This window comes from Luteibacter sp. ME-Dv--P-043b, from assembly GCF_030209605.1.
GTDB lineage: Bacteria > Pseudomonadota > Gammaproteobacteria > Xanthomonadales > Rhodanobacteraceae > Luteibacter.
This window is the reverse complement of the sequence record NZ_JARVRT010000012.1, coordinates 22,732-39,834: the sequence shown is the minus strand read 5'-3', so window position 1 is coordinate 39,834 and position 17,103 is coordinate 22,732. Positions and strand designations below refer to the sequence as shown.

General features: G+C 67.6%; 15 protein-coding genes. 7 read left to right on the top strand and 8 right to left on the bottom strand.

Features of this window, described 5'->3' with window-relative positions; all coding sequences use genetic code 11:
- Positions 1-46 precede the first annotated feature (46 nt).
- From QRN34_RS06950 to QRN34_RS06940, 3 genes are read left to right on the top strand one after another with little or no spacing between them, the layout of a single operon-like run.
- Positions 47-1,066 (top strand): ATP-binding protein, encoded by a 1,020-nt coding sequence (locus QRN34_RS06950; RefSeq protein ID WP_285403254.1) that lies wholly within the window; start codon positions 47-49, stop codon positions 1,064-1,066.
- Complete coding sequence (ntrC, locus tag QRN34_RS06945) at positions 1,059-2,453, top strand: nitrogen regulation protein NR(I) (RefSeq protein ID WP_285403252.1); 1,395 nt, start codon at positions 1,059-1,061, stop codon at positions 2,451-2,453. The genes QRN34_RS06950 and ntrC overlap by 8 nt, the downstream gene beginning before the upstream one ends.
- Entirely contained in the window at positions 2,450-2,905 is a 456-nt protein-coding gene (locus QRN34_RS06940; protein ID WP_285403250.1) for a GNAT family N-acetyltransferase, read from the top strand. The genes ntrC and QRN34_RS06940 overlap by 4 nt, the downstream gene beginning before the upstream one ends.
- Here the strand turns inward: QRN34_RS06940 and QRN34_RS06935 are convergent, their stop codons facing one another.
- Positions 2,906-5,371: a GGDEF and EAL domain-containing protein gene (locus QRN34_RS06935; RefSeq protein WP_285403249.1), complete on the bottom strand. Its 2,466-nt coding sequence runs from the start codon at positions 5,369-5,371 to the stop codon at positions 2,906-2,908. It lies immediately after the preceding gene.
- A 75-nt stretch (positions 5,372-5,446) separates the two neighbouring features.
- Positions 5,447-6,574: a hypothetical protein gene (locus QRN34_RS06930; protein ID WP_285403247.1), complete on the bottom strand. Its 1,128-nt coding sequence runs from the start codon at positions 6,572-6,574 to the stop codon at positions 5,447-5,449.
- 157 nt (positions 6,575-6,731) lie between these two features.
- Here QRN34_RS06930 and QRN34_RS06925 point away from each other — a divergent pair, with 157 nt between their 5' ends.
- Complete coding sequence (locus QRN34_RS06925; RefSeq protein ID WP_285403245.1) at positions 6,732-8,018, top strand: acetyl-CoA C-acetyltransferase; 1,287 nt, start codon at positions 6,732-6,734, stop codon at positions 8,016-8,018.
- A gap of 22 nt (positions 8,019-8,040) precedes the next feature.
- Positions 8,041-8,604, top strand: coding sequence for an energy transducer TonB (locus QRN34_RS06920; RefSeq protein WP_285403243.1), 564 nt, complete (start codon positions 8,041-8,043; stop codon positions 8,602-8,604).
- Positions 8,605-8,621: 17 nt separating this feature from the next.
- Here the strand turns inward: QRN34_RS06920 and QRN34_RS06915 are convergent, their stop codons facing one another.
- The 5 genes from QRN34_RS06915 to QRN34_RS06895 form a co-directional block, all read right to left on the bottom strand.
- Entirely contained in the window at positions 8,622-10,562 is a 1,941-nt protein-coding gene (locus QRN34_RS06915; protein ID WP_285403240.1) for a phospholipase D family protein, read from the bottom strand.
- Between the two features lie 45 nt (positions 10,563-10,607).
- On the bottom strand, positions 10,608-11,162 hold the full coding sequence (locus QRN34_RS06910; RefSeq protein ID WP_285403238.1) for a YceI family protein: 555 nt from the start codon (positions 11,160-11,162) through the stop codon (positions 10,608-10,610).
- A 9-nt stretch (positions 11,163-11,171) separates the two neighbouring features.
- Positions 11,172-11,639 (bottom strand): histidine phosphatase family protein, encoded by a 468-nt coding sequence (locus QRN34_RS06905; protein ID WP_285403236.1) that lies wholly within the window; start codon positions 11,637-11,639, stop codon positions 11,172-11,174.
- Between the two features lie 57 nt (positions 11,640-11,696).
- On the bottom strand, positions 11,697-12,329 hold the full coding sequence (locus QRN34_RS06900; protein WP_285403234.1) for a ParA family protein: 633 nt from the start codon (positions 12,327-12,329) through the stop codon (positions 11,697-11,699).
- 63 nt (positions 12,330-12,392) lie between these two features.
- Entirely contained in the window at positions 12,393-12,590 is a 198-nt protein-coding gene (locus QRN34_RS06895) for a hypothetical protein (protein WP_036139016.1), read from the bottom strand.
- Positions 12,591-12,765: 175 nt separating this feature from the next.
- Between QRN34_RS06895 and QRN34_RS06890 the strand changes: the two genes are divergently transcribed.
- Positions 12,766-13,809, top strand: coding sequence for a hypothetical protein (locus QRN34_RS06890; RefSeq protein WP_285403231.1), 1,044 nt, complete (start codon positions 12,766-12,768; stop codon positions 13,807-13,809).
- 232 nt (positions 13,810-14,041) lie between these two features.
- Here QRN34_RS06890 and speE read toward each other — a convergent pair whose 3' ends face one another.
- Positions 14,042-14,899 (bottom strand): polyamine aminopropyltransferase, encoded by an 858-nt coding sequence (gene speE, locus QRN34_RS06885; RefSeq protein ID WP_036139019.1) that lies wholly within the window; start codon positions 14,897-14,899, stop codon positions 14,042-14,044.
- A gap of 296 nt (positions 14,900-15,195) precedes the next feature.
- On the opposite strand from speE, the gene speA reads away from it, so the two are divergent.
- On the top strand, positions 15,196-17,097 hold the full coding sequence (gene speA / locus QRN34_RS06880; protein WP_285403228.1) for an arginine decarboxylase: 1,902 nt from the start codon (positions 15,196-15,198) through the stop codon (positions 17,095-17,097).
- Positions 17,098-17,103 lie beyond the last annotated feature (6 nt).

The window sequence follows — 17,103 nt, the reverse complement described above, 5'->3', positions numbered from 1 at the left end:
TTGAGGCGCCATTGCATCCACCCCACCCCTTCCCTAAATTGGTGCAATGCAAGCACCAACCCAAGCCGACCTCCTGACGCTCCTGGGCACCGGCCTCGCCGTCGTCTCCACGGCCGGCCGCGTCACCTGGATCAACCCAGCCCTAGGCGAACTCCTCGACGTCGGCCCCCGCACCGCCCCCGGTCAGGACCTGACCGCCCTGATGCGCAACCCGGCCCTGGCGGCGCAGCTTGACCGCGTCGCCCTCGAACGCCGCGCCTACAACCTCCGCGCCGTCACCTTCGGCGTCGCCCGCGGCCGTGAACTCACCGCCGACCTGATCCTCCAGCCCCTGGACGACGGCAGCATCCTCGTCGAGGTCCATCCGCTGGCGCCCGAACTCGCGGCGGCCAGCGCCGGCACCCCGCTCTCCGCCACGCTGCGCGGCTTCGCCCACGAGGTAAAGAACCCCCTCGCTGGCCTGCGCGGCGCCGCCCAACTGCTGGAGCGCCGCGTCGTCGACAAGGACCTGCGCCAGCTCGCCGCCATGGTGATCGCCGAGGCCGATCGCCTTGCCGCCCTGGCCGACGGTCTGCTCCGGCACGGCGGAGCGCCGCGTCTGGGTCCGGTCAACCTCCACGAATTGCTGGAGCGCCTTGAAGGTCTGGTCGTCGCCGAAGCGAACGCCCCGCGTGTGCGCCATGACTTCGACCCCAGCCTGCCGGACACCCTGGGCGACGCCGATCGTTTGCTGCAGGTGCTGCTCAACCTCACCCGCAACGCCGGCGAAGCGGGGGCGTCCATGCTCACCCTGCGCACCCGCGTGGAGCATGGCGCGCGCGTCGGCGAGCGCACCGTCCGCGCCGCCTTACGCGTGGACGTGATCGACGACGGCCCCGGCGTGCCTGACGACCTGCGCGACACGCTGTTCCAGCCGCTGGTGTCCGGTCGCCCCGATGGCACCGGGCTGGGGCTGGCGCTGTCACGCGAGATCGCGCTCGAACACGGCGGCGACCTTCGTTACACCAGTCGTCAAGGCGAGACCGTCTTTTCCCTTTACCTCCCGATGGAGCGTCCGCATGACTGAGATATGGATCGCCGACGACGATCGCGGGGTGCGTTTCGTGCTGGCCGAGGCCCTGCGCGATGCCGGTCACAGCGTGCGCGAATTCAGCGCGGGCGATGCGGTGCGCGCGGCGCTGCACGAAAGCCGCCCGGCCTTGCTCGTCACCGACGTACGCATGCCCGGTGAGAATGGATTAAGACTGCTCGAAGACCTCACCCGGCGCAACATCGGCCCGGTGATCGTCATGAGTGCGTTCACCGATGTCGCCACGACGGCGGCGGCGTATCGTGCTGGCGCTGCCGATTACCTGGCCAAGCCGTTCGACCTCGACCGGGCGGTGGAGGCGGTGGGTCGCGCGCTGGCCGCCGCCCATGAGGAAGTCATCGCGCCCGCGCCGCGCGAGGACGAACACGCGCTGCTCGGCGAGAGCACCGCCATGCGCGAGGTATTCCGCCTCATCGGCCGTGTCGCGGCCAGCGACCTCAACGTGCTGATCACCGGCGAGACCGGCACGGGCAAGGAACTGGTGGCGCGCGCGCTGCACGAGGAAAGCGCACGGCATGGCAAGCCCTATGTCGCGCTGAACACTGCCGCCATTCCGTCGGAGCTGCTGGAAAGCGAGTTGTTCGGCCACGAGGCCGGCGCGTTCACCGGCGCCACGCGGCGGCAAGCCGGGCGGTTCGAGCAGGCCGAAGGCGGCACGCTGTTCCTCGATGAAATCGGCGACATGCCGATCGGCCTGCAGACGCGCCTGCTGCGCGTGCTGGCCGGTGGCGAGTTCTATCGCGTGGGTGGGCGCGAGGCGATCCGCAGCAACGTGCGCATCGTCGCCGCCACGCACCAGGACCTGGAGGCGCGGGTGGAGCAGGGCCTGTTCCGCGCGGACCTCAAGCATCGGCTGGATGTGGTGCGCATCCAGCTGCCGTCGCTGCGCCAGCGCAGTGGCGACATCCCCTTGCTGGCCCGGCATTTCCTCGCCCGTGCGGCGGCCGAACTGGGCGTGCCGCCCAAGCGTTTCTCGCGTGGCGCGATGAAGGCGGTGGAGCAGCGCGATTACCCGGGCAACGTGCGTGAGCTGGAAAACCTCTGCCGTCGCCTTGCCGTGGTGGCGCCGGGCCTGGAAATACTGGCCAGCGACCTGGGCAGCCTGCCAGCGCGGGAGACACGCGGCGTGGAATGGACGGATGCCCTGCGCATCTGGACGCAGGATGCGCTGGCGCAAGACGAGCCGGATATCCATGCGCGTGCCCGCGAGGCACTGGACAAGACCCTGTTGCAGGCGGCCCTGCTGGCCAACGACGGCCACCGGCAGCACGCCGCGGCGGCGCTCGGTGTCGGCCGCAATACCCTCACACGCAAACTCGGTGCGTCGCGCAAGCGGCGGCCGTCCATCGGACAACCCACATGAGCCTCGACATTCGTCGCGCCGGTCCTGCCGACGCGGATAACCTGGCCCGCTGGAACACCGCCATGGCCTGGGAGACCGAACAGAAGCGGCTCGATCCCGCCACGGTGGCGCGCGGCGTGCGCGCCGTTCTCGACGAGCCACGTCGCGGCTTCTACCTCGTGGCGGAGCGGGATCGCGTGCCGGTGGGCTGCCTGATGGTCACCTATGAATGGAGCGACTGGCGCTGCGGTGACTTCTGGTGGGTGCAGAGCGTGTATGTGGAAGCCGAAGCGCGCGGCACCGGCGTGTTCGGCGCCCTCTACCGCCAGGTGAAAGCGATGGCTGAAAGCGCCGGTGCCGTGGGGCTGCGCCTGTACGTGGAGCTTGAGAACGAACGCGCGCAACGCACTTACAGCGGGCTGGGCATGCAGCGCTGCCATTACCACATGTACGAGGCCCCGCTAGGAGATTGATCAGCCGACCAGCAGGCGCAGCTCGCCCGTATCCACGGCTGCGATGCGTGCCTCGAACTGGCGTGCCGACATGGCCTTGCCGAACAGGAAGCCCTGCATCTGCGGGCAGCCCGCATCGCGCAGGAAACGGGCCTGCTCGCCGCTTTCCACGCCTTCGGCCAGCACTTGCTTGTTCATGCCCCGGCCCATCGCGATGATCGCGCTGACGATGGCTGCGCTGTCGTTGTCCCAGGCCACGTCGCGGATGAAGGCGCGGTCGATCTTCAGCGTGTCGATGGGGAAGTGCTTGAGGTACGACAGGCTGCAATAGCCGGTACCGAAATCGTCCAGGCTCAGCGACACACCCAGCGACTTCACGCGGTGCAACAGTCGGGCGATGTGGTCGCCGCCCTCCATCACCGTGCGCTCGGTCAGCTCCAGCTCCAGCAGGGTGGGATGGATGCCGCTGTCCGTGATGATGCTGCTGAGCGCTTCGAAGAAGCGCGTGTGCTGGAACTGCAGGGCGGACACGTTGACCGATACGGAGAGCGGTCGGTAGCGCCGCGTCCACAGCTCCGCCTGGCGGCAGGCCTCGCGCAGCGCCCACTCGCCGATCGGCACGATCAGTCCGCAGTCTTCCGCCACCGGGATGAACTGCTCGGGCGTATAGACGTCCACGCCATCCACCTGCCAGCGCAGCAGCGCCTCGGCACCGACGATGGCACCCAGGTCGACATCCACCTTGGGCTGGTAATGCAGGCAAAGCTCGCCGCGCGCCAGCGCCTTGCGCAGTTCCACCTCGATCCGCACACGGGCGGCATTGCGCTCGTTCATGCTGGGATTGAAGAAGCGGTAGCCGTTGCGGCCCTGCATCTTCGCCTCGTACATGGCGGCGTCGGCGTGGCGCAACAACGACTCCGCATCCGCCGCGTCCTCGGGATACACGCTGATGCCGATACTGAAACTGATGGCCAGCGCGGCGGCGTCGACGCTGACCGCCCGGCTGCAGGCGGCCAGCACCTTCTCCGCCACGACGCTGGCATCCACCGGGCCATCGATCACCGGCAGCAACACCACGAACTCGTCGCCGCCCAGTCGGCTTACGGTGTCGTCCGCGCGCACCGCCGCGCGGATACGTCGCGCCACCTCTTGCAACAGGGCGTCGCCGGCGGCATGGCCCAGGCTGTCGTTGATCTGCTTGAAATGGTCGATGTCGACGAAGAGCAGGGCGGCACGCTGGTTGCGTCGCGTGGCCGCCGTGGTGGCGAACTCCATGCGCGATTGCAGCAGGGCGCGGTTGGGCAGGCCGGTCAGGGTGTCGTGGTGGGCCAGATGCGCCATCTTCAGCGCCAGCGCGCGCGTCTCGCTCACGTCGTGGAACACCACCACCCCGCCGACGACGTTGCCGGCATGGTCGTGGATGGGCGCGGCCGAATCCTCGATGGGGCTTTCGAAGCCGTTACGGTGGATGAGGATGGCGCCGGTGGTGAGGCCGACGATGGTGTGCCTCTCCACCGCGGCCCGCAGCGGATTGGCCAGCGGCAGCCCCGACACGGGCTCGCGCAGCTGGAACACTTCGTCCATCGGCCGGCCGACCGCTTCCTGGCTGGACCAGCCGGTCATGGCTTCGGCGATGGGATTGAGCGAGGTGACGACCAGGTTCGTATCGGTGGTGATCACGGCATCGCCGATGGACTTCAGCGTCACCTGCGCCAGTTCTCGCTCGCGGAACAGCGCGTCCTCGAAGGCCTTGCGCTCGGTGATGTCCTGCACCTGCGAAATGAAGTAAAGCGGCTCGCCGTGCTCGTCACGTACCAGCGAGGCGCTGAGCAGGCCGTGCACCGTGTGCCCATCGCGATGCACGTAGCGTTTTTCCAGCAGGTACGACGGGCGTTCGCCGGTCAGCAAGGTATCGACCAGCGCCAGGTCGCCTTCCAGGTCGTCCGGGTGGGTCACGTCCTGGAAGGCGGTGCTGAGCAGTTCGTTCTCGGTATAGCCCAGCATGCCGCACAGGGCGTCGTTCACCTGCAGCCAGCGGCCGTCCGGCCAGACCAGCGCCATGCCGATGGAGGCGTGGCGGAACGCGAGTGAAAAGCGACGCTCGCTTTCGCGCAGCCGCCCTTCGAGCAGCCGCCGGCTGGAGATGTCGGCGAGCACGATGGACACACCGATCGGCTGTCCGGTGTCGTCCTGGTCGAGGGTGAAGGTGGCCTGGGCGTAGCGCCCCGCGGTATTGGCCATGCCCTGGTCGAAAAACGGCCGGGAGGCCAGCGCGTCGCGGATGCCGTCGGCGATCAGCGCACCGATCGGCGCGGGCAAGGCATCGTCCGCACGGCGGCCGACCAGCGAGGCGCCGTCCGATCCCATCCATGCGAGGAACGCCGGGCTCGCATAGCGAAAGCGCATATCGGCATCGACGTAGGCCAGCATCGCCGATGAGCGATCCAGGAGGTAGGCGGGCCAGTCGGTGGGATGATCGTTGTTCACGTCATCCCACTCTAGTCCGTCCGTCTACGCTTAACTATGCGAAGACGTCCTAATCGTGGGGCCGTACCGGCAGGGTCAGTGCAGCGCGGGTGCCGGGGCCGTCAGTGCGCCTTCGCCGTCCAGCATCACCCGGCCCAGGGTCTGCACTTCGCTGGCGGCGCCGTAACGCTCGGCCAGCGTTTCCAGCAGCGGCACCAGGGCATCGGGTGCCAGCGGGTAACCATGGGCCAGGATGCGCGCCTTGCCGGGTACCGGCTGCGCCACGGTGATCGCGGCCATGCCCAGGCCGGGCGCCTCGTGGGCATAGAGGCGCGGCGCCTCGGCCGCGGGGTCGGCCTCGGCCAGCGCCTCGACCAGGTAACCGGCGGGGCCGGGCGGCATGCCGTCCATATCGAGGGGCACGTGATGGGCCGTCAGCAGCGCCGCGTATTGGCGCAGCTCGAACAGGGTGCCGGCAAACTCGTGCGCGGCGTTGCCGCCCTTGCTCGCATCCCTGGCAAACCAGTCGGCGAGGCCGGGAATACCGACCCGCCCCTCGGCGTAGCGCAGGGGCAGGCCCCGCGAGCCCAGCGCGGTCTCCTGCTTGTACGGCGTAAGCAGCGCGGCTTCCAGCATCGTCCACAGGGGCGCCAGGTTGACGTGCTCGTATTGCACGCAGGTGAGTGCCAGCAGGTCGTCGCGGCTGAGGTAGCGCGCGTGCTCCAGTCGCATGCCCAGCGTGCGCATCAGGAAGTCGGCCGTGGCCGTGCCCGCCTCGCCCTTGGCGGCCAGTTCGCGCTCCATCGCCTGCGACAGGTCTTCGGCCTGGTCGGCGGGTGCCAGCAGCATCCATGGCACCAGGCGCATCGGGCCGCCGGCGTAATGCGGGTCGGGCACCAGCGGCTGGGCGGGCATGTGCCCCTCGTGCGAGCCGAACGCCACCACGCCACCGGCGGTGACCACGCGCGGCACGCGGCGGGCCAGTTCCTCCAGCGTGGCGAACACGGGGAAACCCGGACGGAGCAGCTCCACCCCGTCGAACAGCGCACCAGCCAGCGCGAAACGCGAGGCCTCGACGCCGGGCAGCAGGGTGCGCAGGTCGTCGGCCACCAGGCCGGCCAGGGCCTGCGCCTCGTCGCGAGTCAACTCGAGCCGGTCGGGCATCTCGCCATCGGCCAGCTCCAGGGCGAGGACGGCAGGACAGGCGATCAGCGACTCGTTCACGGCGGGGATTTCCGAACGGCAAAGGAATGCGATTCTACCATCGGGGTCTGGCGGGGTTTCCCCGGGACAGGATGCGGGTTAGCCTTGCCGATACGCGTTCGTCGGCGATCGTCGGCGTCCGCGATCCCTTCGCCTTCGATCCGGTCCTTTATAAAGCATGGAAAAGACGCAAAAGCGTGTGGGTGTGGTCGGCGGCGTCCGCATTCCTTTCTGCCGCAACAACACCGCTTACGCCGATGTCGGCAATTTCGGAATGTCGGTGAAGGTGCTGGGTGCCCTGGTCGAGAAGTTCGGCCTGCATGGCGTGGAACTGGGCGAAGTGGCCATGGGTGCGGTCATCCGCCACTCGTCGGACTGGAACCTGGCGCGTGAAGCGCTGCTCTCGTCCGGCCTGGCGCCGACCACCCCGGGCATCACCTCGGCGCGCGCCTGCGGCACCTCGCTGGACAATGCCATCGCGATCGCCAACAAGATCGCCACGGGCCAGATCGAGGCCGGCATCGCCGGGGGCTCGGACACCACCAGCGACGTCCCCATCGTCTACGGGCAGAAGCTGCGCAAGCGTCTGCTGGCGCTCAACCGCGCCCGCTCGCTGAAGGAAAAACTGCAGGCCGCCACCCGCGGCTTCTCGCTCAAGGAACTCAAGCCCTCGTTCCCCGGGGTGGCCGAGCCGCGTACCGGCAAGTCCATGGGCGACCACTGCGAGCAGATGGCGAAAACCTGGAAGATCGGCCGCGTGGAGCAGGACGAACTGGCCCTGGCCAGTCACCGCAACCTGGCCGCCGCCTATGACTCCGGTCTGCTGGACGACCTCGTGGTGCCGTTCCGTGGCCTCAAGCGCGACGGCTTCCTCCGTGCGGATTCCACCCTCGAAAAACTCGGCTCGCTCAAGCCGGCGTTCGACAAGACCTCGGGCCAGGGCACGCTCACGGCCGGCAATGCCACGGGTTTGTCCGATGGCGCCGCCGCGGTGCTGCTGGCCAGCGACGAGTGGGCCGCGGCCCGCGGCCTGTCCATCCAGGCCTATTTCACGCATGCGGAAGTATCGGCGGTGGATTTCGTCCACGGCGAGGGCCTGCTGATGGCCCCGACCGTGGCGGTGCCGCGCATGCTCAAGCGGGCGGGCCTGACCTTGCAGGATTTCGACTTCTACGAGATCCACGAGGCGTTCGCTGCCCAGGTGCTGTGCACATTGCGTGCATGGGAGAACGACGACTATTGCCGTACCCGGTTGGGCCTCGACGGTCCGCTGGGTTCGATCGATCCGGCCAAGCTCAACGTCAACGGCTCCAGCCTCGCGTCCGGTCACCCGTTCGCGGCCACGGGGGCACGCATCGTCGCCACCCTGGCGAAGATGCTGGAAAAGAAGGGTTCGGGCCGTGGCCTGATCTCCATCTGTACCGCAGGCGGCATGGGCGTCACGGCGATCCTCGAACGTCCCTGATCCTGTCCGTTCCCGAGACCGCATGCTCGCACTTCGTACCAGCACGTCCCTCAGCGCCCTCGGGCTCGTCATCGGCATTGCCGGCACCAGCTGGCTCACCGCCCTGACCTACGAACGGGCGCCGGCCACGCGGCCGTTCGCGGAAATCGTGATGCCCGGCACGGGCCATGGCCTGCCGCGGCCGGCGGCCCGGTCGGCACGCACCGATGCGGCGGATGCCGTCACGGAGAACCGTTCGTTGCGGGAGCGGCCCCGTGCTGCGCCGGTTGTCCGGCCGTCCGCCCCGCGCGTCGCGGCGACGCCCCGGCAGGCACCGAACGACCTGGTACCCGTCTACACCCCGTCGCCGCGCTATCCGATGTCGGCCTTGCGTGCACACCGCGAGGGCCAGGTGGTCCTCAGTGTCACGGTGACGCCGGAGGGTGGTGTCGCGGATGTCGCCGTGGGACGTTCCAGTGGCGACACGGACCTGGATCGCGCCGCCGAAGAGGCCGTGCGCAACTGGCGCTTCGCCAGCGCGGAAGACCGCGGGCCGCGCTATACCGCCGACCTGCCGGTGCGCTTCGAGCTCACCCGCCCCGACTGATCCTCAGCGGCAGCCCGTCACAGGATGCCCGCGGCCGATGAGCCGAAGGCCGTGATCATGCGCGTGTAGATCAGCTTCAGCGACACGTCCACTTCGGGAAAGTCGCCCACGGCCTCGTAGCAGTCGAAGAAGCGCGGGTCTTTCCAGCGCATCGGGATGCAGCCGGGCTTGAGCTGGTAGCTGGTGGCATAGCGGAACGGCCACAGATCGAAGAACGGCAGGCGCTCGGAGACGTCGCCGATGAATTCGTTGACCGACGACAGCACGGGGATGGTTTTCTGTCGCGGACCGATCGACCAGGCGTTCTCCGGGCGGATGTCCTGCATGATCGAGTCACGCAGGCGGTCGGAAAAACGCTTGTCGTAGATGATCACGCCCGATTCGGTGTTGTAGTGGTCCGAGCGCGGGTCGAAGTTGTGCGTGCCGACCATGGCGAAGGTGTCGTCCACCACGATCGACTTGGCGTGCAGCCCGAAGCGCACGCCCTCGGTCAGCAGCGGTGCCGGGCGGGATCGCGGCCCCTGGTGCGGACGGCGACCGCCGAAGGCCATGAAGCCGGCGGATTCCGAGGGCGCCGCCTCGGGCAACGCACGGCGGCCACTGCGCCGTCCCGACTTGCTGGCGCCGCTGCCGCTCCCGCTGGCGGTCAGCAGGGGGGGCGACGGTTCCTCGCCGGTCTGCCATTCCCGTGCGTCGGGATCGCCATTGGCCGGGTGCGGCTTCATCTCGTAGATCTCGAAGCCGTAGTCGATCAGGTAACGCTTGCGATGCTTGTATGACATGGCATACACCGCGAACGCATCGGTGGAGGCCAGCGAATTGGTCGAGACCACCACGCGCGGCGGTGACGGCTTGCGTTGCAGCGTGCTGAAGATCTTCTTCGCCGGCTTGCTCATCACCAGGTACGGCGTCTGCAGGATCACCTCGCTGTGCGCGTTACGCACCAGGCCCATGATGTGGCGGGTGAGCGCACGCGCCTCGCGCCGTTTCGGCTCGTCGGTCTTGCCGGGCAGGTCGGACAGGTATTCGACGCGGTTCATGCGCAACGTGTCGCGCTGGATACGGTCGGCGATCCACTCGGGGTTTTCCGCATCGGCGACGATGTCGACCACGCGCTCGGGGTGCTCGTAGGTCGGCGTGGTCCAATGGCGCGGGTCGTCGGTGTCGCGCACCAGTTCCTTGTTGACGTCGCGCAGGTGCGTGAGCTGCACGGCACGCTTGTGGTTCCAGAACTGGGCGAAGCTGGCGCCCATGGCCCGGGCGGCGGGGCCGCCGATCATGACGTCGCGGTCCACGTAGTCGAACGTGCCGTCCCAGTCGAAATAGCGATCCTCGTAGTTGCGGCCGCCGGTGATGCCGATGACGTCGTCCACCACGATCAGCTTGTTGTGCATGCGCTGGTTGAACTTGAAGAAGCAGCACACGATGCCTGCTGCGAAGGCCATCGGTGTGGTGTGCGCGCTGTGGAAGGTGGGGTTGTAGAGGCGGATCTCGAGGTGGTCGCTGGCGCGCGCCAGCCCGGCCAGCAGGCCGGCATCGCGGAAGGAGAACAGCTGGTCGGCCAGGATGCGCACGCGGACGCCGCGGCGGGCCGCCCGCACCAGTTCATCGAGGACCAGCTTGCCCGCGTCGTCCTGCTCCCAGATGTAGGTCTGCACGTCGATGGTCTGCGTTGCCGCGCGGATCAGGTTGATGCGCGCGGCCATGGCGGTCTCGCCGTCTTCCAGCAGCGTGGCCACGTGCACCGGCCGCGTGTCGGTGGATGCCGCGTCCGCTTCCCGGGCCGCGTCCACCAGGGTGGACGGCGCGGCGCAGTGCTCCGCCTGGGCGCAACTGCTCTGCCGGTCCACCGTCAGCGCGACCACGGCATCGGCCTTCCGGATGCGCTGCGCGGACAGCGAACAGCCCGAAACCGCCAGGACGGCGATGATGAGAAAGAGTAGGTGGTGGCGTCGCATGGCGGGGATCATAGGTGACCCGTCACAACGCGACGTGAGTGCCCGTCAGGGCGGGCTGAGGACGATCGCCATGCCGAGGTTCACCCGGTCGGACAGCGCACCCCGGCGCCCGCGCATCTCGAAGTCGGTGCGGTCGATCATGCCTTGCAGCTGCAGCACGCAACCGGCCAGCGCGTCCGGCGGGCAGCGGTTGGCCTGGAGGTGGAAGGTCGCGGGACGGGTGATGCCGCGCATGGTCAGCTGGCCCTTCACGTCGCCGCCCTGGCTGATGAGGTCCAGCGGTAACGGCTCGGACACGAACTGGATCTGCGGGTAATGCACAGCGTCGAAAAATTCCGGCGCCAGCACCCAGCGCCGCAGTCGGGCCGATTCCATGGTGATGCTTTCGGTGGCCAGGTCGGCGCGCACGATGGCCGTGCGCGCCTCATGGTCGATGGCCAGCTCACCCCGGATGTTTTCGAAGCTGCCGGAGACCGTGCTTACCCAGAGCAGGCGAACGCTGAACTCGGCCCGCGAACGGGTCGGGTCGATCCGCAGGTCGGCGGCCGACACCGGCATCGTCGACAGCAGCAAGGCGATCGCCCAGAGCAGGTGGCGCATTCATGGGACTCAGTTGGGAGGGGACCAGAAGGTCTCGAGTTTGGCCTTGCCCGGTTCCAGTCCATCACTGAATACCAGTCGGGCCATGCCACCCGGCGGCATGCCGCGATAATCCTCTGACCTGCCTTCGACAAGAAAGGCGACCAGTTGTTCAATGCCGGGGTTGTGCCCGACCAGGACTACGCGCTCCACGTCGGCTTGCTGGTCCAGCAGGTCGTAGAGGTCGCCCGGTGTCGCGTCGTAGATGTCTGCCTCGTAGGAGGGCTCGACCTGGCCGAGCGCCAGGGCGGCGGTTTCCTTGGTGCGCTCCGCCGGGGAGCAGAGGATGCGGTCGTATTTCACGCCGTGGCTGGCCAGCCATTCGCCTGCGGCGCGCGCTTCGTTGCGGCCGTGCTCGGTCAGTTTTCGCTCGCGATCGTCCTTGCCGTCGGTGCCGGGCTCCGCCTCGGCATGGCGCAACAGGATGAGTTCGTGCATGGGTACCGTCCTCCGCTAGGCCACGTGTGTGGCAGGTCATGACGCGTCCCAGTCGGCTCAGGTGCTCCGCTTGATCCAGCGCAGCAGCTTTCCCCAGTCGTCCTGGTGTCCGCGTACGTTTTCCGAGTGGTAATCGAAGATGCCCTTACCGAGCGCTGTGAGCAAGACGTACGCCTGCGAGTCGCGAAGTTCCGCCACGACGGGAAACGGCGCGCGTTCGCCCAGCTCGGCGATGGCGGCCTGGCTGGCGTTGGTCCACGGCTTGAGGCGATTGCCCACGAGGCCCACCGGCAGCTTGCCGCGTTTCACCCGCGGGATCGCGCGGAGCACGGCCAGGAAGTCGAGGGTGGCATCGAGGTCGAAATGCGAGGGCAGCACCGGCACCAGGATGACGTCGGCCTTGTCCAGGTAGGGTTCGAGATCCTTCTCGGTGACCCCGGCGGGGGTGTCGACGATCACCCGCTGGATGGTCTCGGGCAGGCGATCGAAGGCCTTGCGGCTGCCTTCGACGGCGGTGACGGCCGGTACGTTTTCCGGCCGCCGGGCGGTCCAGCGCAGGCTGGACTGCTGTCGATCCGCATCGATGATGGCGGTCTGCTTGCCGGACTGGGCCCAATGGGTGGCGAGCTGGGTGACCAGTGTGGTCTTGCCGCAACCCCCCTTGCTGCTTGCCACGAGCGTCGTAAGCATTTGCGCGCACCTGCTTTGGGCTGTTCCCTAGCCTACACACCCGTGGGCCACAGGCAAGAGCGATCAGAACAGTTTATTGCGGACCTTGGGCATGACCACGAGGATCAGCGTGGCGATCGGTCCGAGGAACAGCGACAGCAACCACCAGGCCAGGCCACCGCGGTTCTTGCCTTGGGCCAGGCCGGCGTTGATAAGGGAAAGTGTGCCCCAGCCAACAAAGAAGCCAGCGCGTTCGCTGGCGAAGAGTGCGAATTGGTCCATCGTAAACTCCTGTTCTATCGCAGGATTGTGCAGCGGTCATGCTGACATGAGATCGGCGGTCCCCCCGCATCGGAGGCCGATGGTAGCAATGTCCTTCGTCGACCGGGCCGAAACGGCGCAGGCTGCGTTCATGGTCGAACCGTATTCTTGTCGTTTTATTTCATGGAGATGGCTGATGCGCGGATGTCGCGTGCTGACCCTGGCCCTTGCGGGCCTGCTCTCGCTGCCGGCTTTCGCGGCAACGCCATGGGCGGGTGCCCAGGGCCCCGCGCAAGGTCCCGTCAAGGGGCCCGCGGTGCAGAAAGACCAGACCAAGGCCTTGCTGCAGTTCCAGAAAGACCTGGCCAGCGTGCTGGCACTGCGTACCGAAGCCGAGCCCCTGCTGGGCGCGGCCCTGCTGGCGCGTCCGCTGACCAACCCGCCCGCCGTGCTCAGCTATCACGCCCTGCTGGAGCGCGCGTCGCGTAACGCGGACGCCGGCCCGGCCGTCACCTGGGCCCTGCTGGCCGACTGCGATGCGAAGGCCGGCGCCTGCCCGAACACGGAAGCCCTGGCCACCCTGCAGAAGCAGGCGCCGGACAACGCCGCCGTGTGGTTGCTCAAGCTCGGCGTGGACGAGCACAACGGCGCGAGCAAGGACGTGCGCAGCGACCTCACCCGCGCCGCCAATGCCAAGCTCTACGACGACTACCTCGGCTCCAGCCTCAAGGCGCTGGCCAACTCGGTCAGCCAGCTGCCGCCTCCCGCGGATACGTTCAACCCGTTGCAGGGTGCCGGCGCGGCTGGCGTGCAGATGGTCATCGTCTACGGACTGGCCAGCTCGCAGCCGTTGCCCGGCTTCCAGGTCACGGCCAAGTACTGCGAAGACAACAAGGCCGACGCCGGCATCGTGGGCGACTGCCTGAAGCTGGCCAAGGTGCTGGAATGGGGTAGCAGCCCGCTGGGCCGCTCACTGGGCCTGCACCTGCGCGAGACCCTGTCGACGGATACCGCCGACCAGCAGTCCGCGAAAACCGCGCGGATGAACCTGATCTGGCAGATGCAGCGTTTCGCCCAGCTCAACATCCAGGCCCAGGGTGACAAGGCCACGGCACAGAAGCTGCTCTCGCTGGCCCGCAGCGGCGGCACGGAAATGAGCGTGGTGCTGGCCGCGCTGCGCACGTACGGCATGCCGGCGGAAGCACCGGCCGGCTGGGAGCCGGCCAAGGTCGAGCAGTAGTCCCGTATCGGACTCTGAGCCATTCCGGACTTCCAGACGTATCGGACCTCCGAAACGTTGTAGGAGCGCACGATGTGCGCGACATGTTTTAAGGCCAAACCCCGGAGCTGGCGCGCCAGCCCCTAGGTTTCGCGAAAACATGTCGCGCACATCGTGCGCTCCTACATCAACATCCAGCGTTGTTAGCCGTCCAGCGGCGTCAATCGTCCAGCGCCGTTGATCGGGGCGGCGTTCAGTCGCCCAGCTGCTCGCGCATGAACTCGGGCTGGGCCAGGGCGCCCTTGTGGATGTCGGCGTTGTAGTACTTCGTGGGGAAGCCCTTGCTGATGGCGCCGCGCTCGCGGAAACCGGACAGGTCGCCGTCCTTGCGCGCCATGGTGCAGCTCCACCAGCCGGTGGGGTAGCACGGCTGCGGGAAGGGCAGGGTGCGCACGGCCTTGAAGCCCGACGTACGCATGGCCGAACGCATGGCCTTGATCAGCTCGATGTGCGCCAGCGGCGACTCCGACTGCTGCACCAGGATGCCGCCGTGACGCAGTGCCTTGTAGCAGCTGGTGTAGAAGGCGGCGTTGAACAGGCCTTCGGCGGGGCCGACCGGATCGGTGGAGTCGACGATGATCAGGTCGATGGATTCCGGGTCCGCCTCGGCCATGTACTTGATGCCGTCGATGAAGAGCAGCTCGGCGCGCGGATCGCCATTGGACTCGCACAGTTCGGGGAAGTATTCCTCGGCGAGGCGGGTGACGCGCTCGTCGATCTCCACCTGGGTGGCCTTCTCCACTTCCTCGTGCTTGAGCACCTCGCGCAGCGTGCCGCAGTCGCCGCCGCCGATGATCACCACGCGCTTGGCCCGCGCATGCGTGAACAGCGCCGGGTGGGTCATCATCTCGTGGTACAGGAAGTTGTCGCGGCTGGTCAGCATGACGCAGCCGTCGATCACCATCAGGTTGCCCCAGTCGGTCGTCTGGTAGATCTCGATGGTCTGGAATTCGGTCTTTTCGGCGTGCAGCAGGCGCTCGACGCGGAAACCGATGGAAGAGCCCGATGCCTGATGGGCTTCGGTGAACCAGGTGAGCTGCTGTTGCGACATGACTCGAATCCTGAAAGGAGGTAGGGGGCCAAATCAGGGATTGTACCGGCTCCCGGCCCGAAATCGGCCAAGTCGCCGCCCTGCCAGGCCGGTAGGCGCGATACACGGATGTCATCCGGCGCCGTTACACTAGGAGGTCTGTCCCGCCCTAACCGGCGGGGCGGGCCCAGTCTGGTCGGCCCCGCGGCGTGCGAGGCTCCCGGTCGCCAGACCCGCTTCAGGTCAAGGTTCGCCGCTGCGACTGTTCCGCGCCCCCCACGGGGACACGACACAATCACTTGGAGATCGTCGCCACCATGACGAACTGGACCACCGAACGCGCGAAGCTGACCTACGCCATCCCGCACTGGAGCAATGGCTATGTCGATGTCGCGGCCAACGGCCACCTGCAGATGCGCCCGCGTGGCGACGAGGGCCCGACCCTCGATCTGCCCGCCATCGTCGAACAGGCCACGGCCGAAGGACTGCGGCTGCCGCTGCTCGTCCGTTTCCCGGACATCCTCGCCGACCGCCTCGCCCGCTTGCAGGAAGCCTTCGCCAAGGCGATCGACGATGTGGACTACGCCGGCTCCTACACGGCGATCTACCCGATCAAGGTCAACCAGCAGCGCGGCGTGGTCAGCGAGCTGGTCGCGGCGGGCGAAGAAGGTTTCGGCCTCGAAGCCGGTTCCAAGCCCGAGCTGATGGCGGTGCTGGCCTACGCCCGCCCCGGCAGCATGGTGGTCTGCAATGGCTACAAGGATCGCGAATACGTCCGCCTCGCCCTGATCGGCCGCAAGTTGGGCCTGCGCGTGCACATCGTGATCGAGAAGCTGTCGGAGCTCGATCACGTGTTCGCCGAGGCGAAGGCACTGGATGTCGAGCCGCTGCTCGGCGTGCGCGTGCGCCTGGCCTCGATCGGCGCCGGCAAGTGGCAGAACACCGGTGGCGACAAGGGCAAGTTCGGCCTCAGCCCCGGCCAGGTGCTGGAGCTGATCGAGCGCCTGGAGGCCGCGGGCCTCAAGCACACGCTGAAGCTGCAGCATTTCCACATGGGCTCGCAGATCTCCAACGTTCGCGATATCGCGGCTGGCATGCGCGAAGCGGTGCGTTACTTCGTCGAACTGCACCGGCTGGGCGTGCCCATCGACGTGGTCGATGTCGGCGGTGGCCTGGGCGTGGACTACGAGGGCACGCGCTCGCGCAGCTACAACTCGATCAATTACAGCCTGGGCCAGTACGCCGCCAGCATCGTGCAGCCGCTGGCCGAGGCCGTGGCCGAACACGGCATGCCGGCGCCGACCATCTTCACCGAGTCCGGTCGCGCCATGACCGCCCATCACGCCGTGATGGTGGTGAACGTGTCGGAAGTGGAGCCCGTGCCCGAGGGCGCCATACCCGAACCGCGCGCGGACGAGCCCACGGTGCTGCGCCACCTGCGCGAGACCCATGCCGAACTGGATACCCGCCCGCCGCTGGAGCTGTTCCACGAGGCGCAGCACCATTTCGCTGAAGGCCAGGCGCTGTATGCACTGGGCCAGCTGGACCTGCGTGACCGCGCAAAGCTGGACGACCTGTTCTACGCCATCGCCAATGCCGTGCGCCCGCGCCTGCTGCCGGCAGAGCGTGCCCATCGCCAGGCGCTGGACGACCTGGACGAGAAGCTGGTCGACAAGTACTTCGTCAATTTCTCGGTGTTCGAATCGGTGCCGGATATCTGGGCGATCGACCAGATCTTCCCGATCGTGCCGATCTCGCGCCTGGACGAGGAACCGACGCGGCGCGGCGTCATCGCCGATCTCACCTGCGACTCGGACGGCCGTATCGACCACTACGTGGATGCCGAAGGCGTGGACGTCAGCCTGCCGCTGCACGCGCTGCGGGACGACCAGTCGTATCGACTGGGTATCTTCATGGTCGGCGCCTACCAGGAGACCCTGGGCGACATCCACAACCTGTTCGGCGATACCGATGCCGTCAACGTCCGTGCCACCGCGGGCGGCTACGAGTTCGACCACATCCGTCATGGCGACACCACGGATCTGATGCTCGATTACGTCGGCTACGACCTGAAGCAGCTGCGCCAGTCCTACGCCGACCGTCTTGCGGCCGCCGGCATTACCGGCGAAGAAGCGGAGGTATTGTCGGCATCGCTGGACAAGGGCCTGACCGGCTACACCTATCTGGCGGAGACCGTCGGCAAGGACGCCCCGAAGTAAGGGGCG